17 protein-coding genes are annotated in these 17,567 nt (G+C 61.8%); 9 read left to right on the forward strand and 8 right to left on the reverse strand.

The features are described 5' to 3' along the window. Nucleotides 1-95 precede the first annotated feature (95 nt). Genes plsY through NIT7645_RS11705 form a run of 5 tightly spaced genes read right to left on the reverse strand, consistent with a single transcriptional unit; the run spans nucleotide 96 to nucleotide 3,965 of the window. Complete coding sequence (plsY, locus tag NIT7645_RS11685; RefSeq protein WP_008560756.1) at nucleotides 96-701, reverse strand: glycerol-3-phosphate 1-O-acyltransferase PlsY; 606 nt, start codon at nucleotides 699-701, stop codon at nucleotides 96-98. Further along, a complete protein-coding gene (gene pyrC, locus NIT7645_RS11690) occupies nucleotides 701-2,011 on the reverse strand; it encodes a dihydroorotase (RefSeq protein ID WP_008560628.1) in 1,311 nt (436 codons plus the stop codon). Before pyrC ends, plsY begins: the two co-directional genes overlap by 1 nt. Further along, entirely contained in the window at nucleotides 2,008-2,415 is a 408-nt protein-coding gene (locus tag NIT7645_RS11695; protein WP_008560616.1) for a hypothetical protein, read from the reverse strand. The genes pyrC and NIT7645_RS11695 overlap by 4 nt, the downstream gene beginning before the upstream one ends. After that, nucleotides 2,415-2,972: a hypothetical protein gene (locus NIT7645_RS11700; protein WP_008561723.1), complete on the reverse strand. Its 558-nt coding sequence runs from the start codon at nucleotides 2,970-2,972 to the stop codon at nucleotides 2,415-2,417. The genes NIT7645_RS11695 and NIT7645_RS11700 overlap by 1 nt, the downstream gene beginning before the upstream one ends. A 3-nt stretch (nucleotides 2,973-2,975) precedes the next feature. After that, the gene (locus NIT7645_RS11705; protein WP_008559192.1) at nucleotides 2,976-3,965 is read right to left on the reverse strand and encodes an aspartate carbamoyltransferase catalytic subunit; all 990 of its coding nucleotides are present in this window, start codon (nucleotides 3,963-3,965) and stop codon (nucleotides 2,976-2,978) included. A gap of 131 nt (nucleotides 3,966-4,096) precedes the next feature. Between NIT7645_RS11705 and NIT7645_RS11710 the strand changes: the two genes are divergently transcribed. The 4 genes from NIT7645_RS11710 to NIT7645_RS11725 all read left to right on the forward strand — a co-directional run bounded on the left by NIT7645_RS11710 (nucleotide 4,097) and on the right by NIT7645_RS11725 (nucleotide 10,453). Beyond that, nucleotides 4,097-4,858, forward strand: a complete 762-nt coding sequence (locus NIT7645_RS11710; protein WP_037302581.1) for a uracil-DNA glycosylase — start codon at nucleotides 4,097-4,099, stop codon at nucleotides 4,856-4,858. A 61-nt stretch (nucleotides 4,859-4,919) separates the two neighbouring features. Beyond that, on the forward strand, nucleotides 4,920-5,462 hold the full coding sequence (moaB, locus tag NIT7645_RS11715) for a molybdenum cofactor biosynthesis protein B (protein WP_008560592.1): 543 nt from the start codon (nucleotides 4,920-4,922) through the stop codon (nucleotides 5,460-5,462). 113 nt (nucleotides 5,463-5,575) lie between these two features. Continuing rightward, the gene (locus tag NIT7645_RS11720) at nucleotides 5,576-7,054 is read left to right on the forward strand and encodes an efflux RND transporter periplasmic adaptor subunit (RefSeq protein WP_008559484.1); all 1,479 of its coding nucleotides are present in this window, start codon (nucleotides 5,576-5,578) and stop codon (nucleotides 7,052-7,054) included. A 6-nt stretch (nucleotides 7,055-7,060) separates the two neighbouring features. Beyond that, on the forward strand, nucleotides 7,061-10,453 hold the full coding sequence (locus NIT7645_RS11725) for an efflux RND transporter permease subunit (RefSeq protein WP_050687184.1): 3,393 nt from the start codon (nucleotides 7,061-7,063) through the stop codon (nucleotides 10,451-10,453). Nucleotides 10,454-10,483: 30 nt separating this feature from the next. Here NIT7645_RS11725 and NIT7645_RS11730 read toward each other — a convergent pair whose 3' ends face one another. Both NIT7645_RS11730 and NIT7645_RS11735 read right to left on the reverse strand, forming a co-directional pair. Beyond that, the gene (locus NIT7645_RS11730) at nucleotides 10,484-10,969 is read right to left on the reverse strand and encodes an NUDIX hydrolase (RefSeq protein ID WP_037302580.1); all 486 of its coding nucleotides are present in this window, start codon (nucleotides 10,967-10,969) and stop codon (nucleotides 10,484-10,486) included. 33 nt (nucleotides 10,970-11,002) lie between these two features. Beyond that, entirely contained in the window at nucleotides 11,003-11,902 is a 900-nt protein-coding gene (locus tag NIT7645_RS11735) for a protein-disulfide reductase DsbD domain-containing protein (RefSeq protein WP_008559047.1), read from the reverse strand. 181 nt (nucleotides 11,903-12,083) lie between these two features. Here NIT7645_RS11735 and NIT7645_RS11740 point away from each other — a divergent pair, with 181 nt between their 5' ends. After that, nucleotides 12,084-12,641, forward strand: coding sequence for a YqgE/AlgH family protein (locus NIT7645_RS11740; protein ID WP_037302578.1), 558 nt, complete (start codon nucleotides 12,084-12,086; stop codon nucleotides 12,639-12,641). A 27-nt stretch (nucleotides 12,642-12,668) separates the two neighbouring features. On the opposite strand, the gene NIT7645_RS11745 is transcribed toward NIT7645_RS11740, so the two are convergent. Next, nucleotides 12,669-13,616: an L-threonylcarbamoyladenylate synthase gene (locus NIT7645_RS11745; RefSeq protein ID WP_008561741.1), complete on the reverse strand. Its 948-nt coding sequence runs from the start codon at nucleotides 13,614-13,616 to the stop codon at nucleotides 12,669-12,671. Between the two features lie 131 nt (nucleotides 13,617-13,747). Here NIT7645_RS11745 and NIT7645_RS11750 point away from each other — a divergent pair, with 131 nt between their 5' ends. The 4 genes from NIT7645_RS11750 to NIT7645_RS11765 are packed head-to-tail and all read left to right on the forward strand — an operon-like array spanning nucleotide 13,748 to nucleotide 17,505. Beyond that, the gene (locus tag NIT7645_RS11750; RefSeq protein WP_008562176.1) at nucleotides 13,748-15,454 is read left to right on the forward strand and encodes an acyl-CoA dehydrogenase family protein; all 1,707 of its coding nucleotides are present in this window, start codon (nucleotides 13,748-13,750) and stop codon (nucleotides 15,452-15,454) included. After that, a complete protein-coding gene (locus NIT7645_RS11755; RefSeq protein WP_008561686.1) occupies nucleotides 15,451-16,488 on the forward strand; it encodes an MBL fold metallo-hydrolase in 1,038 nt (345 codons plus the stop codon). The genes NIT7645_RS11750 and NIT7645_RS11755 overlap by 4 nt, the downstream gene beginning before the upstream one ends. A 26-nt stretch (nucleotides 16,489-16,514) precedes the next feature. Then, complete coding sequence (locus NIT7645_RS11760) at nucleotides 16,515-16,979, forward strand: DUF6173 family protein (protein WP_008561494.1); 465 nt, start codon at nucleotides 16,515-16,517, stop codon at nucleotides 16,977-16,979. Continuing rightward, complete coding sequence (locus NIT7645_RS11765; RefSeq protein WP_242656101.1) at nucleotides 16,963-17,505, forward strand: hypothetical protein; 543 nt, start codon at nucleotides 16,963-16,965, stop codon at nucleotides 17,503-17,505. The genes NIT7645_RS11760 and NIT7645_RS11765 overlap by 17 nt, the downstream gene beginning before the upstream one ends. Nucleotides 17,506-17,567 lie beyond the last annotated feature (62 nt).

The following is a 17,567-nucleotide window of genomic DNA, read 5'->3' on the forward strand; positions in this document are numbered from 1 at the left end:
TCCTGCGGAGGCACATCTGCGTGAACAAAAAAGCCCCTTCCGGTTGGAAAGGGGCTTTATCTATATATTTCAGATGGTTATTTGGGGTTGGCGGGCTACTTCTGCCCGATCTTCGGCTCTGTGCCGTTGCGCAAACGTGCGATGTTTTCCTTGTGGCGCCACAAAATAATAATTGCCAGAAGCGCGGCGAGAACGGTTGCCATCGGCGCACCAAGCAGCAGACACCACACTGGCGCTGCAATGGCAGACACCAGCGCCCCCATTGAAGAGATCTTGCTCAGATAGGCTGCGGCCAGCCATGTCAGGCAGCAGGCGATGCCGACAGGCCAGGCAAGCGCCAGCATCAGCCCAAGAAACGTAGCGACGCCCTTGCCGCCCTTGAAGCCGAGCCAAACCGGGAAACAATGCCCGGCAAATGCGGCAAGCCCGGCCAACTGTGCCGCGTCTTCGCTCGCCAAGGCACGGGCCAGCAGAACCGCAGCGGCCCCCTTGCCCCCGTCCAGCAGCAGGGTCAGCGCCGCCGCCTTTTTGGAGCCGGTGCGCAACACATTGGTGGTGCCGATGTTGCCGGAGCCGATCTGGCGCAGGTTGCCAAGGCCCATGATCCGGGTCAGCACCATGCCGAAGGGAATAGAGCCCAGGCCATATCCGACAACGGCCCACAACATCAGTGTCGCAAAAGTGGAATCGATAGGTGGCATCAGTTTCTCCGGTAGACGGGTTCACCCGCCACGTAGGTTTCCAGCACCCTACCTTGCATCCGCTGCCCGTCAAATGGGGTGTTCTGTGACTTCGACTTCAGCGCGAAGCGATCCATGACAAACGGGCTGTCGGGATCAAACAGCACCAGATCCGCAGGCGCCCCCTCGGCCAGACGACCGCAGGCGAGGCCCAGACGTTTGGCAGGGTTCAGTGACATGGCGCGGAACAGCGTTGGCAGGTCTAGCTGGTCGTTGTGATAAAGCCTCAGCGCAGCGGGCAACAGCGTTTCCATCGCCACGGCCCCGGCGGCCGCCTCCTCGAAGGGCAGGCGTTTGCTCTCTTCATCCTGCGGGGTATGCATGGAGGAGATCACGTCGATAAGCCCCTCACGCACCGCTTCGATCACGGCCAGCCTGTCCTCTTCGGACCGCAGGGGGGGCTTTACCTTAAAGAAGGTGCGGTAGTCCGCGACGTCCAGTTCATTCAATGTCAGATGGTGGATCGAGGTGCCCGCGGTGATGTCCAGTCCATTTGCCTTGGCCCGTTCCAGCGCAGGCAGGGCGCGGGCTGTGGTGATCTGATCCGCGTGATATTTCGCACCGGTCATTTCCAGCAGGGCAATGTCGCGGTCCAGTCCCATCCGCTCCGCCATCGGAGTGACCGACGGCAGGCCGCGCAGGGCCGCGAATTTGCCGGCGGTTGCGGCTGCGCCCTTGCTCAGGCCCGGCTCTTGCGGGTGGGCGATGACCAGCGCGCCGCAGCTGCGGGCATAGGTCAGAGCGCGAGAGAACACTTTGGTATCGGCCACCACATGATCGCAATCGGTAAAGGCCACGGCACCTGCATCCATCAGGAAGCCGATTTCTGTCATCTCCCGACCTTCGCGCCCCTTGGTGAGCGCGGCCATTGCCAGCACGTTGACGGGCGCATCGGCCTGCGCGCGACGGGTGACGAACTCAAGCGTTTCGGGGCTGTCAATGGCGGGGGTGGTGTCCGGGCGCGTGATCATTGTTGTCACGCCGCCAGCAGCCGCGGCGAGACCGGCTGATTTATAGCTTTCCTTGTGACGCTCGCCGGGTTCGCAAACCTTGACGCCGATGTCGACGATACCGGGTGCAAGGCATTTGCCCCCGCAATCAACAAGGGTCACATCTTCTGCCCCAATGTTTCGCGTGCGAAACAATTGGTCAGGGTTTGTGTCGTTCTTTTCCACCGCCGCAATGCGCCCGTTCTGTACCAGAACCGCGCCGATGCTGTCGGTTCCGGCTTCTGGGTCGATCAGGCGGGCGTTGGTAAAAAGCAGGGTCATGCGCGGGAACTCTCGGGCAGGGTGGACATGGCGTTTTGCAGGGTTGCAATGGTGGCGGCGGGATCAGGCTGGTACTTGATCAGGTATTTGTGCCCAGCGTGAGTGACGATCTGCACGGTGCTGGCAAGGCGGTTCAATTCAGCCACATCGGCAAGCGGGATGGCTTGCTGATCCGGACCTTTGATTGTTGTGCCATCCAGCGCCCAGACGCGGGACATTTCGTCAGAGACGAGATAACCGCCGCGCAGGCCGATGGCCGCCAGACCACCGATGGCACCGGTCCAGACATGTGGGTTACCCATGAACCATAGAATGCCCATCGCGCCCACCATGGCAATCACGGCCAGCCAGGCATGGCTGCGCCAATAGGCCATCCGGTCGGGGGTGAATACGGTTTCGGACATCAGCGCACCATCAGCAGAACAACAAGAACAATCAGCGCCATCACCACAGAGAACAAGGCCGCACCAATTCGTCGTGCCCGCGACCGGGCCTCCCGCGGGGAGGGGCGGGGCGCGGAGAACGGCTTGGCGCTTTCCGGGGTCTCTGCGGGGCTGGCCGGGCGCGCGGCCCAATCTGCCCCGGCTTCGCGATAATCGCCGACATGGTGGATCTGTTCGGCCGGGGTGAGATGGGTTTCCTCTCCGCGCAGAGCCCGCGAACGGATCAGCAGCACATAGCCGTCGATGGCTTCAAGTTTGGCGCGATCGGGCCGCAGCGCGTCTTCGGGGATGCCGCAGCCGACACGCAGGTAGCCTTCCAGCCCCAGCTCTTCGAGATCGCTGACAGGAAAGACCTCCACATGATCGAGGTCGATGTCATCAATGCCCAGAACCTGGGCCAACGCGCCGGGCTCTCGCAGGAACCGGGCCTGTTCAGCGCGCATGTCGAGGTCAAAAAGATGGATGACCCGCTGTTCGCCAGCCGGGATCAAGAGAGATTTTGCGTGCTCACCTGTCATGGCTCAGGCCGCGCCGTGTTGGTCTGCCTGGCGGCTTGCACGGAGATTGCGGGCCAGCAGGTCCATCGCGGCCATACGCACAGCGACCCCCATCTCTACCTGTTCCTGAATGACAGAACGGTTGATGTCATCGGCGATGGTTCCGTCGATTTCCACACCTCGGTTCATCGGGCCGGGGTGCATGACGATGGCGTCGGGTTTGGCCAGCGCCAGCTTATCGGCGTCCAGACCATAGCGGTGGTAGTACTCGCGCTCAGAGGGGATGAATCCACCGTCCATCCTTTCTTTCTGAAGGCGCAGCATCATGACCACGTCCACATCTTTCAGACCTTCGCGCATGTCGTCATAGATCTCGGCACCAAATTCAGCGAACTGGCTGGGCACCAGCGTCGGTGGACCGATCAGCCGGATGCGGTTTTCCATTTTGCCAAGCAGGATCAGATTCGATCGAGCCACACGGGAATGGGCAACGTCACCGCAGATGGCAATGTTCAGCCGGTGCAGTCGTCCCTTGGCCCGCCGGATGGTCAACGCATCCAGCAGCGCCTGGGTCGGGTGCTCGTGCCGCCCGTCGCCTGCGTTCAATACCGCGCAGTTCACCTTTTGCGCCAAAAGGTCGACGGCGCCGGAATGGGGGTGACGCACGACGAGAAGATCGGGGTGCATCGCATTGAGGGTCATCGCCGTGTCGATCAGGGTTTCCCCCTTTTTGATCGAGGACGCCTGCATTGCCATGTTCATCACGTCAGCACCCAACCGTTTGCCTGCGAGCTCAAACGAGGCCTGCGTGCGGGTCGAGTTTTCGAAGAACATGTTGATCTGAGTGAGACCGTGCAAAGCCTCGGCGTGTTTTTCCGCGCGTCGGTTCAGATCAACATAGCTGTCCGCAAGGTCGAGAATGGCAGTGATTTCATGTGGCCTGAGTGGCTCAATGCCCAAGAGATGCCGTTGGTTGAAGGACATCGGATCAATCGACGTGGGGGCATTGGGCATGGGCTGGCTCCGCGCTGTTTGGCGTCCTTATAGGCAGGGCTTTGATCTGCGGCAAGCGGCGTGGCGTGGCGCATTGCTGCGGCATGCACGGCAGGTATTTTGATCTGTCGCCGGGCGGGGTAGCTTGGGGCATGGAATCGGCATTGGATTATCACAGCGCGCGGGCGCTTTTGGCTTGGCAGATTGAGCTGGGGGCAACGGACGCGATCTGTGACGCGCCGGTCAACCGCTATGAGCTTGAGGCACGCCAGCCCAAACCGACCGCCCGCCAGGCAGAGGCGCCGCCACCCAAACCCAAGGAAGTCGACCCGGTTGAGGTTGCACGCGACATCGCGCGCGGCGTGCGGGACTTGGCCGGTCTCAAGGCTGCGCTGGCCCAATTCGAACACTGCGACCTGAGGAAGGGCGCGCGCAATCTGGTGTTCAGCGACGGCAAGCCCGGTGCACGGGTTATGGTGATCGGAGAGGCGCCGGGGCGCGACGAGGATCTGGAAGGGCGTCCCTTCGTGGGGCGGGCAGGGCAGCTGTTGGACCGCATGCTGGCAGCCATCGGCCTGTCGCGGCAGGACAATGTCTATATCACCAATGTGTTGCCTTGGCGGCCGCCGCAGAACCGCGACCCGCTGCCTGCAGAGATTGCGATGATGACCCCGTTTCTGGAACGCCATGTGGCGCTGGCCAATCCGGATATCCTGATTGCCATGGGAAACATCAGCTGCGATGCCTTGATGGGTAAACGCGGCATTACCCGTCTGCGCGGCACATGGGGCGAGGCCTGGGGCAAGCCGGTCATGCCGATGTTCCACCCCGCATACCTGCTGCGCCAGCCGCTGCAGAAACGGGCTGCGTGGTCTGATCTTCTTGATATCAAATCCCGGCTTGATGCTGGCTGACCCTGCCTGTGCGCAGGTGCATAAAATCATGACGAAAAAGCAGTGAGAGAGGCCTGACAGAATGGCACAAATTGACGACGGCAAAGCGTTCATTCCAGTGCGTATCGCGGTGTTGACCGTGTCTGACAGTCGCTCCCTCTCCGAAGACCGGTCCGGCCAGGTGCTGGTCGACCGGCTGGAGACGTCAGGTCATGTGCTGGCCGATCGCAAGATCCTGCCGGATGAGCGCGACCAGATTGCAGATCAGCTGCGTGCGTGGGTGGCGGATCCCGACGTGGACGTGGTGATCTCAACGGGCGGGACCGGGCTGACCGGACGGGATGTGACCGTTGAGGCCCATCGCGATGTCTATGAGAAAGAGATCGATGCCTTTGGCACCGTCTTTACCATCGTGTCGATGCAGAAAATCGGCACGTCGGCGATCCAGTCGCGGGCAACCGGCGGTGTGGCGGGGGGCACCTATCTGTTTGCGCTGCCGGGCAGCCCCGGCGCCTGCAAGGATGCCTGGGATGAAATTCTGCTCAAACAGCTCGACTATCGGCACCGCCCCTGCAATTTCGTCGAGATCATGCCCCGCCTTGACGAACATTTGCGCAGGAAGTGAGACGGAAATGATCCGCGGCGGCGTGTAACCTCGTATAGCTTTGGACAAGCTGATAAACTCGGCGCCTGAAATCTGGTGCTTTGCCGGGTTTGCCGGCCTGAAAAGGATGAGAGATGCGCTTTTTGCGGCACACGGTGTTCGGAGTTTTCCTGGCGGCGCTGACGGCGGCGTTGCTGCTGTTTGCGGTGCAAATCGTCGCCTCCGCGATCCAGAGCCGTCTGTCAGACGAGCGCAAAGCCCCACCCGCACGTGAACGGGTATTTGCCGTCAATGTCGTCAAAGCAGAGTTGGGCGCGGTCACCCCGCAGCTCACGGCCTTTGGTCGGGTTGAAAGCCGTCGACGGCTGGAATTGCGCACGGCGGCTGCTGGTCGTGTCGTTGCGCTGGCGCCTGGCTTTGAAGATGGCGGCGATGTGACCGCTGGCACAGTTCTGGTGCAGATTGATCCCGCAGACGCGCAGGCCGCCCTTGAGGGGGCAGAGGCCGACATGCTGGACGCAGAGGCTGAAGACCGCGAGGCGCGTCGCGGCCTGACCCTGGCGCAGGATGAACTGGCCGCTGCGCAGGACCAGGCTGCGTTGCGCGCGCGCGCCCTCGAGCGGCAGCAGAACCTGCAGGAACGTGGGGTGGGCTCGGCTGCAACCGCAGAGGTTGCTGAGCTGGCCGCAGCTCAGGCACGTCAGGCGGTGATTTCGCGCAGACAGGCGGTTTCCCTTGCCGAGGCGCGCATCGATCAGGCCGCCACGCGGCTTGCGCGGGCCCGCATTGCCCTAGAGGATGCGCAGCGCACTTTGGATGACACCACCATCACCGCGGCTTTTGATGGAACCCTGCAGTCGGTGAATCTGGTTGAGGGAGGGCTGGTTTCGACCAATGAAAAGCTGGCGGATCTGGTGGATCCGGCCCAGCTGGAGGTCGCCTTTCGTGTTTCTACGGTGCAGTTCGCCCGACTGCTGGATCAATCGGGCAAGCTGATAGAGGCGCCGGTTCGGGTGACGCTGGATGCAACTGGTGCGGCATTGACGGCGACGGGGGTTGCCGTCCGCGACAGTGGCGCTGCAGGTGAGGGCTTGGCCGGGCGGCTGATCTATGCCCGCCTCGACACTGCGCCGGGCTTCAAACCCGGTGACTTTGTTACAGTCCATGTCGAAGAGCCTGTGGTTGAAGACGTTGCCCGCTTGCCAGCCTCGGCTCTGGGGTCGGATGGGACGGTCCTGGTGATTGGCGCAGATGATCGTTTGGAGACGCTGGCGGTCACATTGGTGCGCAGGCAGGGCGATGATGTCTTGCTGCGTGGCGAAGGGCTTGCGGGCCGCGAGGTCGTGACGGGGCGCACACCGCTATTGGGGGCCGGTATCAAGGTGCGCCCATTGCGCCAAGGGGCTGAGGCCGCTGCCACAGAGACAACAACCCGCGCGGCCGAGGCAGAGATGATCGAGCTGAGCGATGACCACCGGGCCCGGTTGGTTGCATTGGTCGAGCAAAACAGCCGCATGCCGCAAGAGGCCAAGGCACGGGTGCTGGCGCAACTGGCCGAAGCAAAGGTTCCAGCGCAGCTGGTCAACCGGATCGAAACCCGGATGGGAGGCTAAGGCGCCATGCTGCGCAATTTGCCCCAATCCGCCGGAGGCCTGCTGAGCTACTTCACCCGTCACCGCACGCTGGCCAATCTTCTTCTTGTTCTGCTGCTGGTTCTGGGGGCTGCTGCGATCCCGAACATGCGGGCGCAGTTCTTTCCCGATGTGATCGTCGAGAGCGTTTCTGTCTCGGTTGAATGGGAAGGTGCAGGTCCCGAAGATATCGACAGCGCCATTGTGCAGCTGATGGAGCCCGCGCTTCTTGCGGTGGATGGGGTGGAAAGCACCAGCTCCACCTCTCGTGAAGGGCGGGCAAATATCTCGCTTGATTTCGAACCGGGCTGGGACATGGCCCGTGCTGCCGATGATGTGCAAAGCGCAGTGGATGGCATCACGTCCCTTCCCGAAGAGGCCGAAGAGCCCAGCGTGCGTCGGGGAGCCTGGCGCGACCGGGTGACGGATATCGTGCTGACCGGTCCGATCGCGCCGCGCCAGCTTGGGCTGTTTGCTGACGAACTGGTCAATCGTCTGTTCGAGGCGGGCGTCACCCGCACCACCATTCGCGGCGTCGCGGCACCACGGACATTGGTTGAGGTGCCTTCTGCCAGCCTGATTGCGCATGACATCGCGATGGCAGACATCGCGTCGGCTATTGCGGCAGAAGTCGATGCGAACCCGGCGGGCGATGTAAGCGGGGCCAATGCCCGCATCCGCACCGGCAGCGAAAAACGGACGCCTGGAGAGCTCGCAGGGATCGTGTTGCGCACGAACCCGGACGGTTCGGCGTTGACGGTGGGGGATGTCGCAACAATCCGCATCGAAGGTGTCGATCGCAATCGGTCCTATTTTGTCGGCGAGAACCCGGCGATGTCGATCCGGGTGGACCGCTCTGATCAGGGCGATGCGATCGGCATTCAGGCCCAGGTCGAGGATGTGGTCGAGGAAATGCAGGCAAGCCTGCCCGAAGGGGTAAGCGCCAGCCTGATCCGGACCCGTGCAGAGGCCATCACGGGGCGGCTTGATATTCTGATCGACAATGGGCTGATGGGCCTTGGTCTGGTGCTGGCCTTGTTGTTCCTGTTTCTTAATGCCCGCATCGCGTTCTGGGTGGCTGCGGGCATTCCGGCGGCCATGTTTGCCGCGATTGCGCTGATGTACCTTGGTGGGCTGACCATCAACATGATCAGTCTCTTCGGTCTCATCATCACGCTGGGTATCGTGGTGGATGACGCCATCGTCGTGGGGGAACATGCCGATTTCAGGGCGCGGCGTCTGGGCGAACACCCTGTCTCTGCCGCCGAGAACGCCGCGCGGCGCATGGCGATGCCGGTTTTTGCGGCGACGCTGACCACGGTGATTGCCTTTTTCGGGCTTGTGTCGATTGGCGGTCGCTTTGGAGAGCTGATCCGCGACATCCCATTGACGGTGATCGCCGTTCTGGCGGGGTCGCTCGTTGAGTGTTTTCTGATCCTGCCCAATCACCTTGCCCATGCACTGGCGCATAGTGCCAAGGAACACTGGTATGATTTGCCCAGCCGGGTGGTGAACCGTGGCTTTCGCAAGGTGCGCGACCGGGCATTTCGCCCGCTGATGGCGCTGGTCGTGCGGGCCCGCTACGTGGTGTTGGCCGGTGCTTTGGTGATCCTTGCGAGCCAGCTGGCGCTGTTTATCGGCGGGGATGTCAAATGGCGCTTTTTCAATGCGCCGGAGCGGGGCTCGGTCACCGGTAATTTTGCCATGGTCGAGGGGGCAAGCCGCGAGGATACGCTGGCCATGATGCGCGAGATGCAGCGCGCGGTAGAGGCGTTGGGCGCCGAATATGAACAGCGCCATGGCCGCAATCCGGTCGATTTCGTCATGGCAGAAATTGGTGGAAACGCCGGACGTGGGCTCGCTGGAGTGGATGCCAAGGATACGGATCTGTTGGGCGGGATTTCGATCGAGCTGATCGATGCGGATCTGCGCCCCTATTCCAGCTTTGCCTTTGTCGCCGAATTGCAGGACAGCGTGCGCAGGCATCCGCTGACGGAAACGGTCTCATTCCGGGGGTGGCGGTCTGGACCGGGCGGGGATGCGTTGGATGTCGAGTTCAGTGGCGCTGCGGTCGACGTGCTGAAGGCGGCATCGGAGGATCTGAAGACCGCGCTTCTGCGCTATCCAGAAGTCTCTGCGGTGCAGGATAACCTTGCATACGACAAGGAAGAGCTGGTTCTGGAGCTGACGCCGCAGGGGCGGGCGCTTGAATTCACGGTTGAGACCTTGGGGCGGGCGCTGCGCGGGCGGCTGAATGGTATTGAAGCAGCAACCTATCCGGACGGTCCCCGCAGCGCCGAGATCCGGGTGGAACTGCCCGACGGTGAGCTGACGGCGGATTTCCTGGAACGCACGCTGATGCGGAGCCCGGCGGGGATTTATCTGCCGCTGGCCGACATCGTCTCGGTCAGCCAGCGCACCGGGTTTTCCACGGTGCGGCGGGAAAACGGCGTGCGGGTGATTTCAGTGACCGGTGACATTTCCGAAGATGACCCCGCCCGTGCCCAAGAAATCGTCACCGCGCTAGAGGAAGAGATCCTGCCCAAAATCGCAAGTGAGCGGCAGGTAGACTGGCGGCTGGCCGGGTTGAGCGAACAGGAAAGCGATTTTCTCAATGACGCGCGTACCGGCCTTATTCTCTGCCTGACGGGAATTTATCTGGTTTTGTCGTGGATCTTTGCCAGCTGGACCCGGCCGCTGGTGGTCATGGCAATCATTCCATTTGGCTTGGTCGGCACGATTTGGGGCCATTACCTCTGGGAGGTTCCGCTGTCGATGTTCACTGTGGTCGGTCTGTTGGGGATGACGGGGATCATCATCAACGACTCGATTGTTCTGGTGACAACGATCGACGAATACGCCGAAGAGCGCGGTTTGATCCCTTCGATCATAGATGGTGCGGCGGATCGTCTGCGACCGGTCATGCTGACCACATTGACGACGGTGCTGGGGCTGGCCCCGCTGATGTATGAGGGTTCACAACAGGCGCAGTTCCTGAAGCCGACGGTGATTACGCTGGTCTACGGGCTGGGGTTTGGCATGTTCCTTGTGCTCTTGGTGGTGCCAGCACTGGTGGCCGTTCAGGCAGATATCGCACGTCCCTTTACCGCGCTGCGCCGCGGGCTGCAGGGCCGGGCGGGGCGTTTGCGTTGGCTCACCTTTGGGTTGGCTGGTGCACAGCTTGCCTGGTTGGCGCTGAGCCTTGGCTACGCAATGGCCGCTGGGGCGCTGCATCCTGCGTTGCGGATTGGCGTTCCGGCGCTGGTTGAAATGGATCCGGTCCGCGCTGGCGGTGCCTTGTTCCTGGTGGGGGCTGTTGTGATCAGCCTTGCGGGCTACGGGCTGGGCCGGCTGTCGGGCGCGCGCGGCCAGAGGGCCTAAGGGGGCACCTGTGACGCCCTAACCGTTGCGCTATTCCGCCAGCTGTTGTTCCGCCTGTGCCAGCAGGGCGACCTCGGCCACTTGATCGATCAGCAGCCGGGCGGGAGTGGACGACGATGGCGTGCCCGTCAGCGCAAGGTCTGAAACAGGCACCCAGCTGGCCTGCAGGGCATCATCGTCGGGGTGCGGTGTGCCGCTGACATAGTCACAGAGCACGGCCACCAGAAGATACTGCCGTTGCACAGCACCGGCGTCATCCCGCAGCATGACATCCACATGTGTCAGGATCTTGCGCGGAGTGGCGATCACGCCCGTTTCTTCCAACAGCTCGCGGGCTGCGGCCTCTGAGGCGGTTTCGCCCAATTCAACGTGACCGCCGGGAAACCCCCACCAGCCAGCGTTGGGCGGTTTCTTTCGTTGGACCAGAATGACGTGATCCTGTCCCCCTTGTGGGTGACAGACAACCGCCAGTGCCCCGAGCACGGGACGTTCTACTGGGTCAGGAGAGCTGGACATGACGGTTCCGACGTTGGGGCAGGGTTGCCGGAATTAGTGGCGAGTGCAGCCCCGGATGTCCACTGCATGATTACGCCCCAGGACCGTGAACCGCAGCTGCGAACGGTCCATGGCAAAGATGCCCCCGTCCGCCGACACGATTTCGGTCTGCGCAACCAGCTGGTCGCCGTTGCGTGTGGTGGTGGTTTCCGTTGTGGCCAGATTGGGCGCGCCCGGTTCGATGACCACGACCTCCTCACCGCCAGCGGAGGGCATGGCGATGCGGGCCGTCAGCTGCATGCCGTAGCGGCTTGGGACAATGTCGCAGGAGGCACGGCGCACACCGGCTTCCCGCGCGGAAAGCGGTTGATCGGCGAGGGCTGCGACAATGGCGGGGTTTTTGCTGCTCTTCGGGTTCAGGGCCTGCTCGAAGGTGAGTTCGGATGGAATGCAAACATCCTTGCAGATCCCCAACTCCATCCGACCTTTCAGCTTGATGGGCGCGCCGGTCTTTGCAGGGGTGATCTCAACCGGAAGAACCAGCTGATCGTGATAGCCGATGGTCCGGAAACCTGAGGTCAGAAACACGTCAGGCGTTGGCCATTTGATCGATACAGCGCCCACGTTTTGTGATCCCGCCCAGGTGAATTGCGGTGGAATTCCGGCGTCACCGGGCGCGCGCCAGTATGTTTTCCACCCCTCTGACAGGGTCAGACGGATCGCGCCCATATGGGTGCCACTACGGGTGATGCCGCCATCCAGGATCTCCAGCTGGACGATATCCTCCATCCGCTCCGCCAGAGCAGCGGCGGGAAGGGCTGTCAGCGGTACAATCGCCGCGGAGAGCGCGGCGCGCAGCCAGCGGCGCCCAGCAGAAGCCACAGCCGAAACGACCCGGCGGAGTGCGGATGATTTTAACGTCATCTTTGATGGGGCAGGGTGAAACTGTGTCATAAGGAATAGATGCGCATTCAGAAGGTAAAAGCCAAGTCACGATACGGTCAGGGGCGGGTGATCGCGACACAGAAACAGACTTGGCCTTGAACACGCAAAGGCTGCGCGCCATCTTATTATAAAGAGCAAAGGGAACTGGCGTTACGCCAACCCACCTCCACAACAAGGAATACAGGTGCAGATGGATCTTTCCGGACAACTACTGATAGCGATGCCAGGCATCGGGGATCCCCGGTTTGAACATTCACTGATTCTTTTGTGTTCTCATGACGATACCGGGGCGATGGGTCTGATTGTGAACAAACCTGCGGCGGGTGTTGCCGTGTCCAATCTTCTGGAACAGCTCGACATCAGCGTCGCGGATGAAACCGACGGCAATCAGCCGGTCAGATTTGGTGGCCCGGTTGAGACACAGCGGGGATTTGTACTGCACTCGCCCGAGTATCAATCAAACGTCAGTTCTCTGCGGGTGTCGGATGGGTTTTCGATGACTGCAACAGTTGATGTGCTTGAAGATATCGGCGCCGGGCAGGGGCCTGCGCAAAAGCTGGTCATGCTTGGCTATGCGGGCTGGGGGCCAGGGCAGCTCGAATCGGAGATCGCGCTTAATGGCTGGCTGAACGCGCCAGCAACGCCGGATCTTGTGTTTGAGCTGGCGGACCACGAAAAATGGGAAGCGGCGCTGCGGGAGATCGGTGTGGACCCCCTGACGTTGTCCACAAGCGCGGGCCACGCCTGATAATCGGCCCAATGCGGTCGACTGGGGTCAGCGCGGTGCAGCGGCGCGGCGCAGGCGGTCGTTGATTGCCGCGCCCAGTCCGTGCTCGGGGATCGGGGCCACGGCGATCGGTTTGTCCATCGCATCTAGCTGATGCAGGTGGCCAAACAGATTGGCGGCCGCCTCTACCAGATCAGCGCTGTCAGACAGGTTCAGGTCACAGGACATCGTGCCAAACCCAAGGTACAGCTCTGCCGGATCCGGTGTGGTGACATTCAGCCGGACTTTGGCGCGTGGGGCGTAATGTGACAGCAACTGCCCCGGCGCGGTCAGAGGATCCGACGCATCGCGCAGCTGCAGCGGGTGACCCAGCACCGTCTCGATATCTTCCTGAGCGAGCCCGCCGGGGCGCAGCAGAATGGGTGTCTCACCCGACAGCCCGACGATGGTGGATTCCACGCCTACGCCGCAGGGGCCGTCATCGACAATGGCCGCAATACGCCCGTCCAGACCGGCGACAACATGTGCCGCTGTTGTCGGGCTGATCCGTCCGGATGGGTTGGCCGAAGGGGCCGCAACGGGGCCGTCCAAAGCCGACAAAAGGGCGCGGGCCGCAGGGTGGGCGGGAATGCGCACGCCAAGAGTTTCAAGACCCGCGGTCACAAGATGCGAGATGTCATGCCCGTCTCGCAGGGGCAGCACCAGTGTTAGCGGGCCGGGCCAGAACGCCTCTGCCAGCTTGTTGGCGGTCTCTGTCCAGATGACGTGACGTTTTGCTGCCTCAATCGAATGAACATGCGCAATCAGCGGGTTGAAGCTGGGTCGTCCCTTCGCCGCATAAAGCGCGGCGACGGCCTCTCCCTGACGGGCATCCGCGCCAAGCCCGTATACCGTTTCGGTGGGAAACGCGACCAGCTGTCCATCCTGCAAGAGCGCTGCAGCCTGACGAATATCCTGCGGCTGAGCGGTCAGGATGCGGGTGGGAGAGTTGGACATGGCTGGTGACGCGGCGTTTTGGTTGCTTGAAAAAAGGGCCCGGTTAGGTAATCGGACAAGACGTTCAACATAAAGGCTCGGGGCAATGATGCCAAGCTGCCCCGAACAGCTCTCTCTGAAAGAGGCCAGACATGACCTTCCGTGCCCCCGTTCCCGAGTATCAGTTTCTATTGAATCACATCATTGGCTACAGCGAGATTTCCGCGACCGATCGGTTCAGCGAAGCGAGCGACGATGTCGTGACCGCAATCCTGACCGAAGCGGGCAAGTTCTGTGATGAGGTGATGGCCCCGTTGAACAGAGGCGGGGATTTGCAGCCAGCCTATCTGGAGAACGGCGTTTTGCGCACCTCTCCGGGATATGCAGAAGGCTGGCAGGCGATCTCTGAAGGGGGTTGGATCGGCATGAGTGCGGCAGAGGATTTCGGTGGCATGGGCCTGCCGATGACCCTGACCACGGCCGTGAACGAAATGATGTCGGGTGCGTGCCTTTCGCTGCAGCTGGCCCCGCTGATGAGCCAAGGCCAGATCGAGGCGCTGGAGCATCACGCCAGTGACGCCCTGAAAGAACTGTATCTGCCCAAGCTGATCTCGGGCGAGTGGTCTGGCACCATGAATCTGACCGAGCCTCAGGCAGGCTCTGATGTGGGGGCGCTCAGCTCCAAGGCGGAGCCACTGGACGATGGCACCTATGCCATCAGCGGGCAGAAGATCTATATCTCCTGGGGTGACAATGATTTCACCCAGAACGTCTGCCATCTGGTGCTGGCACGTCTGCCCGATGCGGTGCCGGGGACCAAGGGGATTTCTCTCTTCCTGGTGCCCAAATTCCTGCCGGATGCCGAGGGCAACCCCGGCAAAGCCAATTCGCTGAAAGTCGTGAGCCTGGAACACAAGATGGGTCTGCATGGTTCGCCGACCTGTGTGATGCAGTATGACGGCGCCATCGGCTGGATGGTTGGCAAGCCGGGTGGTGGTCTCGCGGCGATGTTCACCATGATGAACAACGCCCGTCTGGGTGTCGGGGGTCAGGGCGTGGGCGTTGCAGGCGCGGCCTATCAGAAGGCACTGGCCTACGCACTGGAGCGCAAACAGGGCAAGTCTGCTTCTGGCACCATCGTGGATCATGCCGATGTGCGCCGGATGCTGATGGAGATGAAGGCCGATCTGTTCGCTGCGCGCGCGATTCTGCTGGCGTGTTCGCAGGCTATCGACATGCAGACGGCAACCGGTGCGCAGGACTGGGCTGCGCGGGCGGCGTTCCTCACGCCGATTGCCAAGGCTTTTGGCACCGAAACCGGGATGCGCGTGTCAGAAACCGGGGTGCAGGTGCACGGTGGCATGGGCTTTATTGAAGAGACCGGCGCAGCGCAGTTCTACCGCGACGTCCGTGTGACCGCGATCTACGAAGGCACCAACGGCATTCAGGCGATGGATCTGGTGGGGCGCAAGATGATGGACGGCGGTGACATGGCGCACCGTCTGATCGATGAGATCGAAGAGCAGGCCGAACGGGCCCGCACCACCCATCCAAACATGGCCGAAGCGGTCTGGCAGGCCTGCGAGTCGCTGCGCGAGGCGACAGAGTGGCTTACGGCGCAGGGCAATATGGACGAACGTTTCGCGGGGGCAGTTCCGTATCTGCATGCTTTTGCACGCGTCTTGGGCGGGCACTATCATCTGGCGGCTGCGATGGCAGATGTCGGTGGTCCACGTGAGAAATTGGCCCGCTTCTACATCAACCGGATGCTGCCAGAGCACGCAGCCCTGCTGGCTCATGCGCAGGCGGGTGCAGATGGCGCGCGCGCACTGACCCTGGATGAACTGGCTGACGGATGAGCAGCGAACGCCCCGACGGCCCGTGGAGCGAACCGCCCGCTGAGGGCGAGGCCATCGAGGTGGCCGACGGCGTTCTGTGGATGCGCCTGCCTCTGCCGATGAAGCTGGACCATGTGAACGTCTACGCGCTGGACGATGGTGATGGCTGGACCATTGTTGACACCGGCATGTCGTCCAACAAAACCCGCCGCATCTGGGAGCGGCTGATGGCTGGTCCGCTTGGCGGCAAGCCTGTGAGGCGGGTTGTCGTCACGCATCACCACCCCGATCACGTCGGCAATGCTGGCTGGTTTCAGTCTGAACATGGTGCAGAACTGGTGACGACGCGCACCGCCTGGTTGTTTGCGCGGATGCTGACGCTTGATGTGCAGGAAAGCTGGCCAGAAGAGACGCTGGAGTTCTACCGCAGCGCGGGTATGGATCCCGCGATCTATGACGCACGGGTGGCAGAGCGGCCGTTCAATTTTGCCGATACGGTCTATCCGATGCCGCTAGGGTTTACCCGCATCAAACAGGGCGACGTGTTGCGTATGGCTGGTCGCGACTGGGACATCCACATGGGCAACGGCCACGCACCAGAGCACGCAACATTCTGGAGTCGCGATGACAATCTGGTGATCACAGGTGATCAGATCCTGTCTTCGATCAGCCCCAATATCGGGGTCTACGCGACCGAACCAATGGCTGACCCGGTGGCTGAATGGCTGGAAGCCTGCGAACGGCTTGCGCCGCTTGCGCGGCCCGATCACCTTGCGCTGGGCGGGCACAAGCTGCCCTTTCTTGGTCTGCCACACCGCATGGCGCAGCTGATTGACAATCATCACGGAGCCCTTGCGCGGCTTCTTGACCATCTGGACGAGCCCCGCAGCGCGGCAGAGTGTTTTGCGCCTCTGTTCAAGCGCAAGATTGGTGCGGGGGAATATGGTCTTGCCTTGGTAGAGGCGGTGGCCCATGTAAATCATCTGTATCATATCGGTCAGGTGGATCGCGTCCGACGGGATGACGGGGCCTGGCTTTATCAGCGTAAGGGGTGATCTGCCCCGTCACCGGGGGAGACACCATGTCCGATGAAATCGCAACCAGCGCAGAAGCGGCAGAAGATGCGATCCTGCCATGTGTTCACGAGGTCCATTCAGACCCAGAAGCCTGCCATCCGCTGAAGCCCCTGCCAGAGCAGCTGAAAAAGCCGGTTGAAAGCAAGAGCCCGGCTCGCTGGGCCTATGAACGGCTGATCCTATACATCCAGAATTTCGAAGAGCAGCTGGACAGCGAACACGAGGTCGCGATGGGTTTTGCTGGTGGCGACGCCGGTGTGATGCGGATCGAAGGCATGGGTTATTTTGATCCCGACATGATCACCTACTACGGCTCTGACACCAGCGGCGCGCGCACCCAGTTGGTGCAACACGTGAGCCAACTGAATGTGATGCTGCGCGCCTTGCCAAAGCAGAACGAAGCCGCGCCTGCCAACCGGATCGGGTTCCGGCTTGTTTCTGATCTGGAGAGCGATGCGCCTGAGAGCTGAGCGTGTCAGACGGGTGAAGTCAGCTGTGCTGGTCGCGGGGATCTGTGGTTTCCTAGCAGATGTCGCCTGGGGACAGGACAGTTGGCTGGGCCAGTTGGAGGCCCCGGCGTATCAGCTGCTGGACGATGTGATGGCGGCGCAGGGGTACGAACCCTCGCCATTCACGACCGATGGCTGCAGCGGCGGGTTGTCCCAGTTGTGGCGACACCTGTCACGGTCTGGCAACGGCCCTCCGTTTGAGCATTGCTGCATCCGTCACGATCGCAGCTATCACGCTGCCGGACAGGCCAGGGACTCCGTCCAAAGCTATCAGGCGCGCCTTGACGCCGATCAGAGCCTGCGCCGCTGCGTAGAGACGCAATTGCAGGACAATCCACTGCTTGCCCGGACTGTCAGCAAAGCCGTCTACGGCGCTGTTCGATTCGCAGGTGGGCCCTGCAGCGGGCTCTCGTGGCGCTGGGGGTACGGGTATCCCACCTGCGCAGGCCAAAACCGCGACAGTTTTGGCAGGGATGCGCCCGATTGACGTGGTGACAGTGGCGGCGAAATCCAGTATCCAGCAAGCAAACATACGCGAATAGGAATGGA

Source organism: Phaeobacter italicus (genome assembly GCF_001258055.1).
GTDB classification, from domain to species: Bacteria; Pseudomonadota; Alphaproteobacteria; order Rhodobacterales; family Rhodobacteraceae; genus Phaeobacter; species Phaeobacter italicus.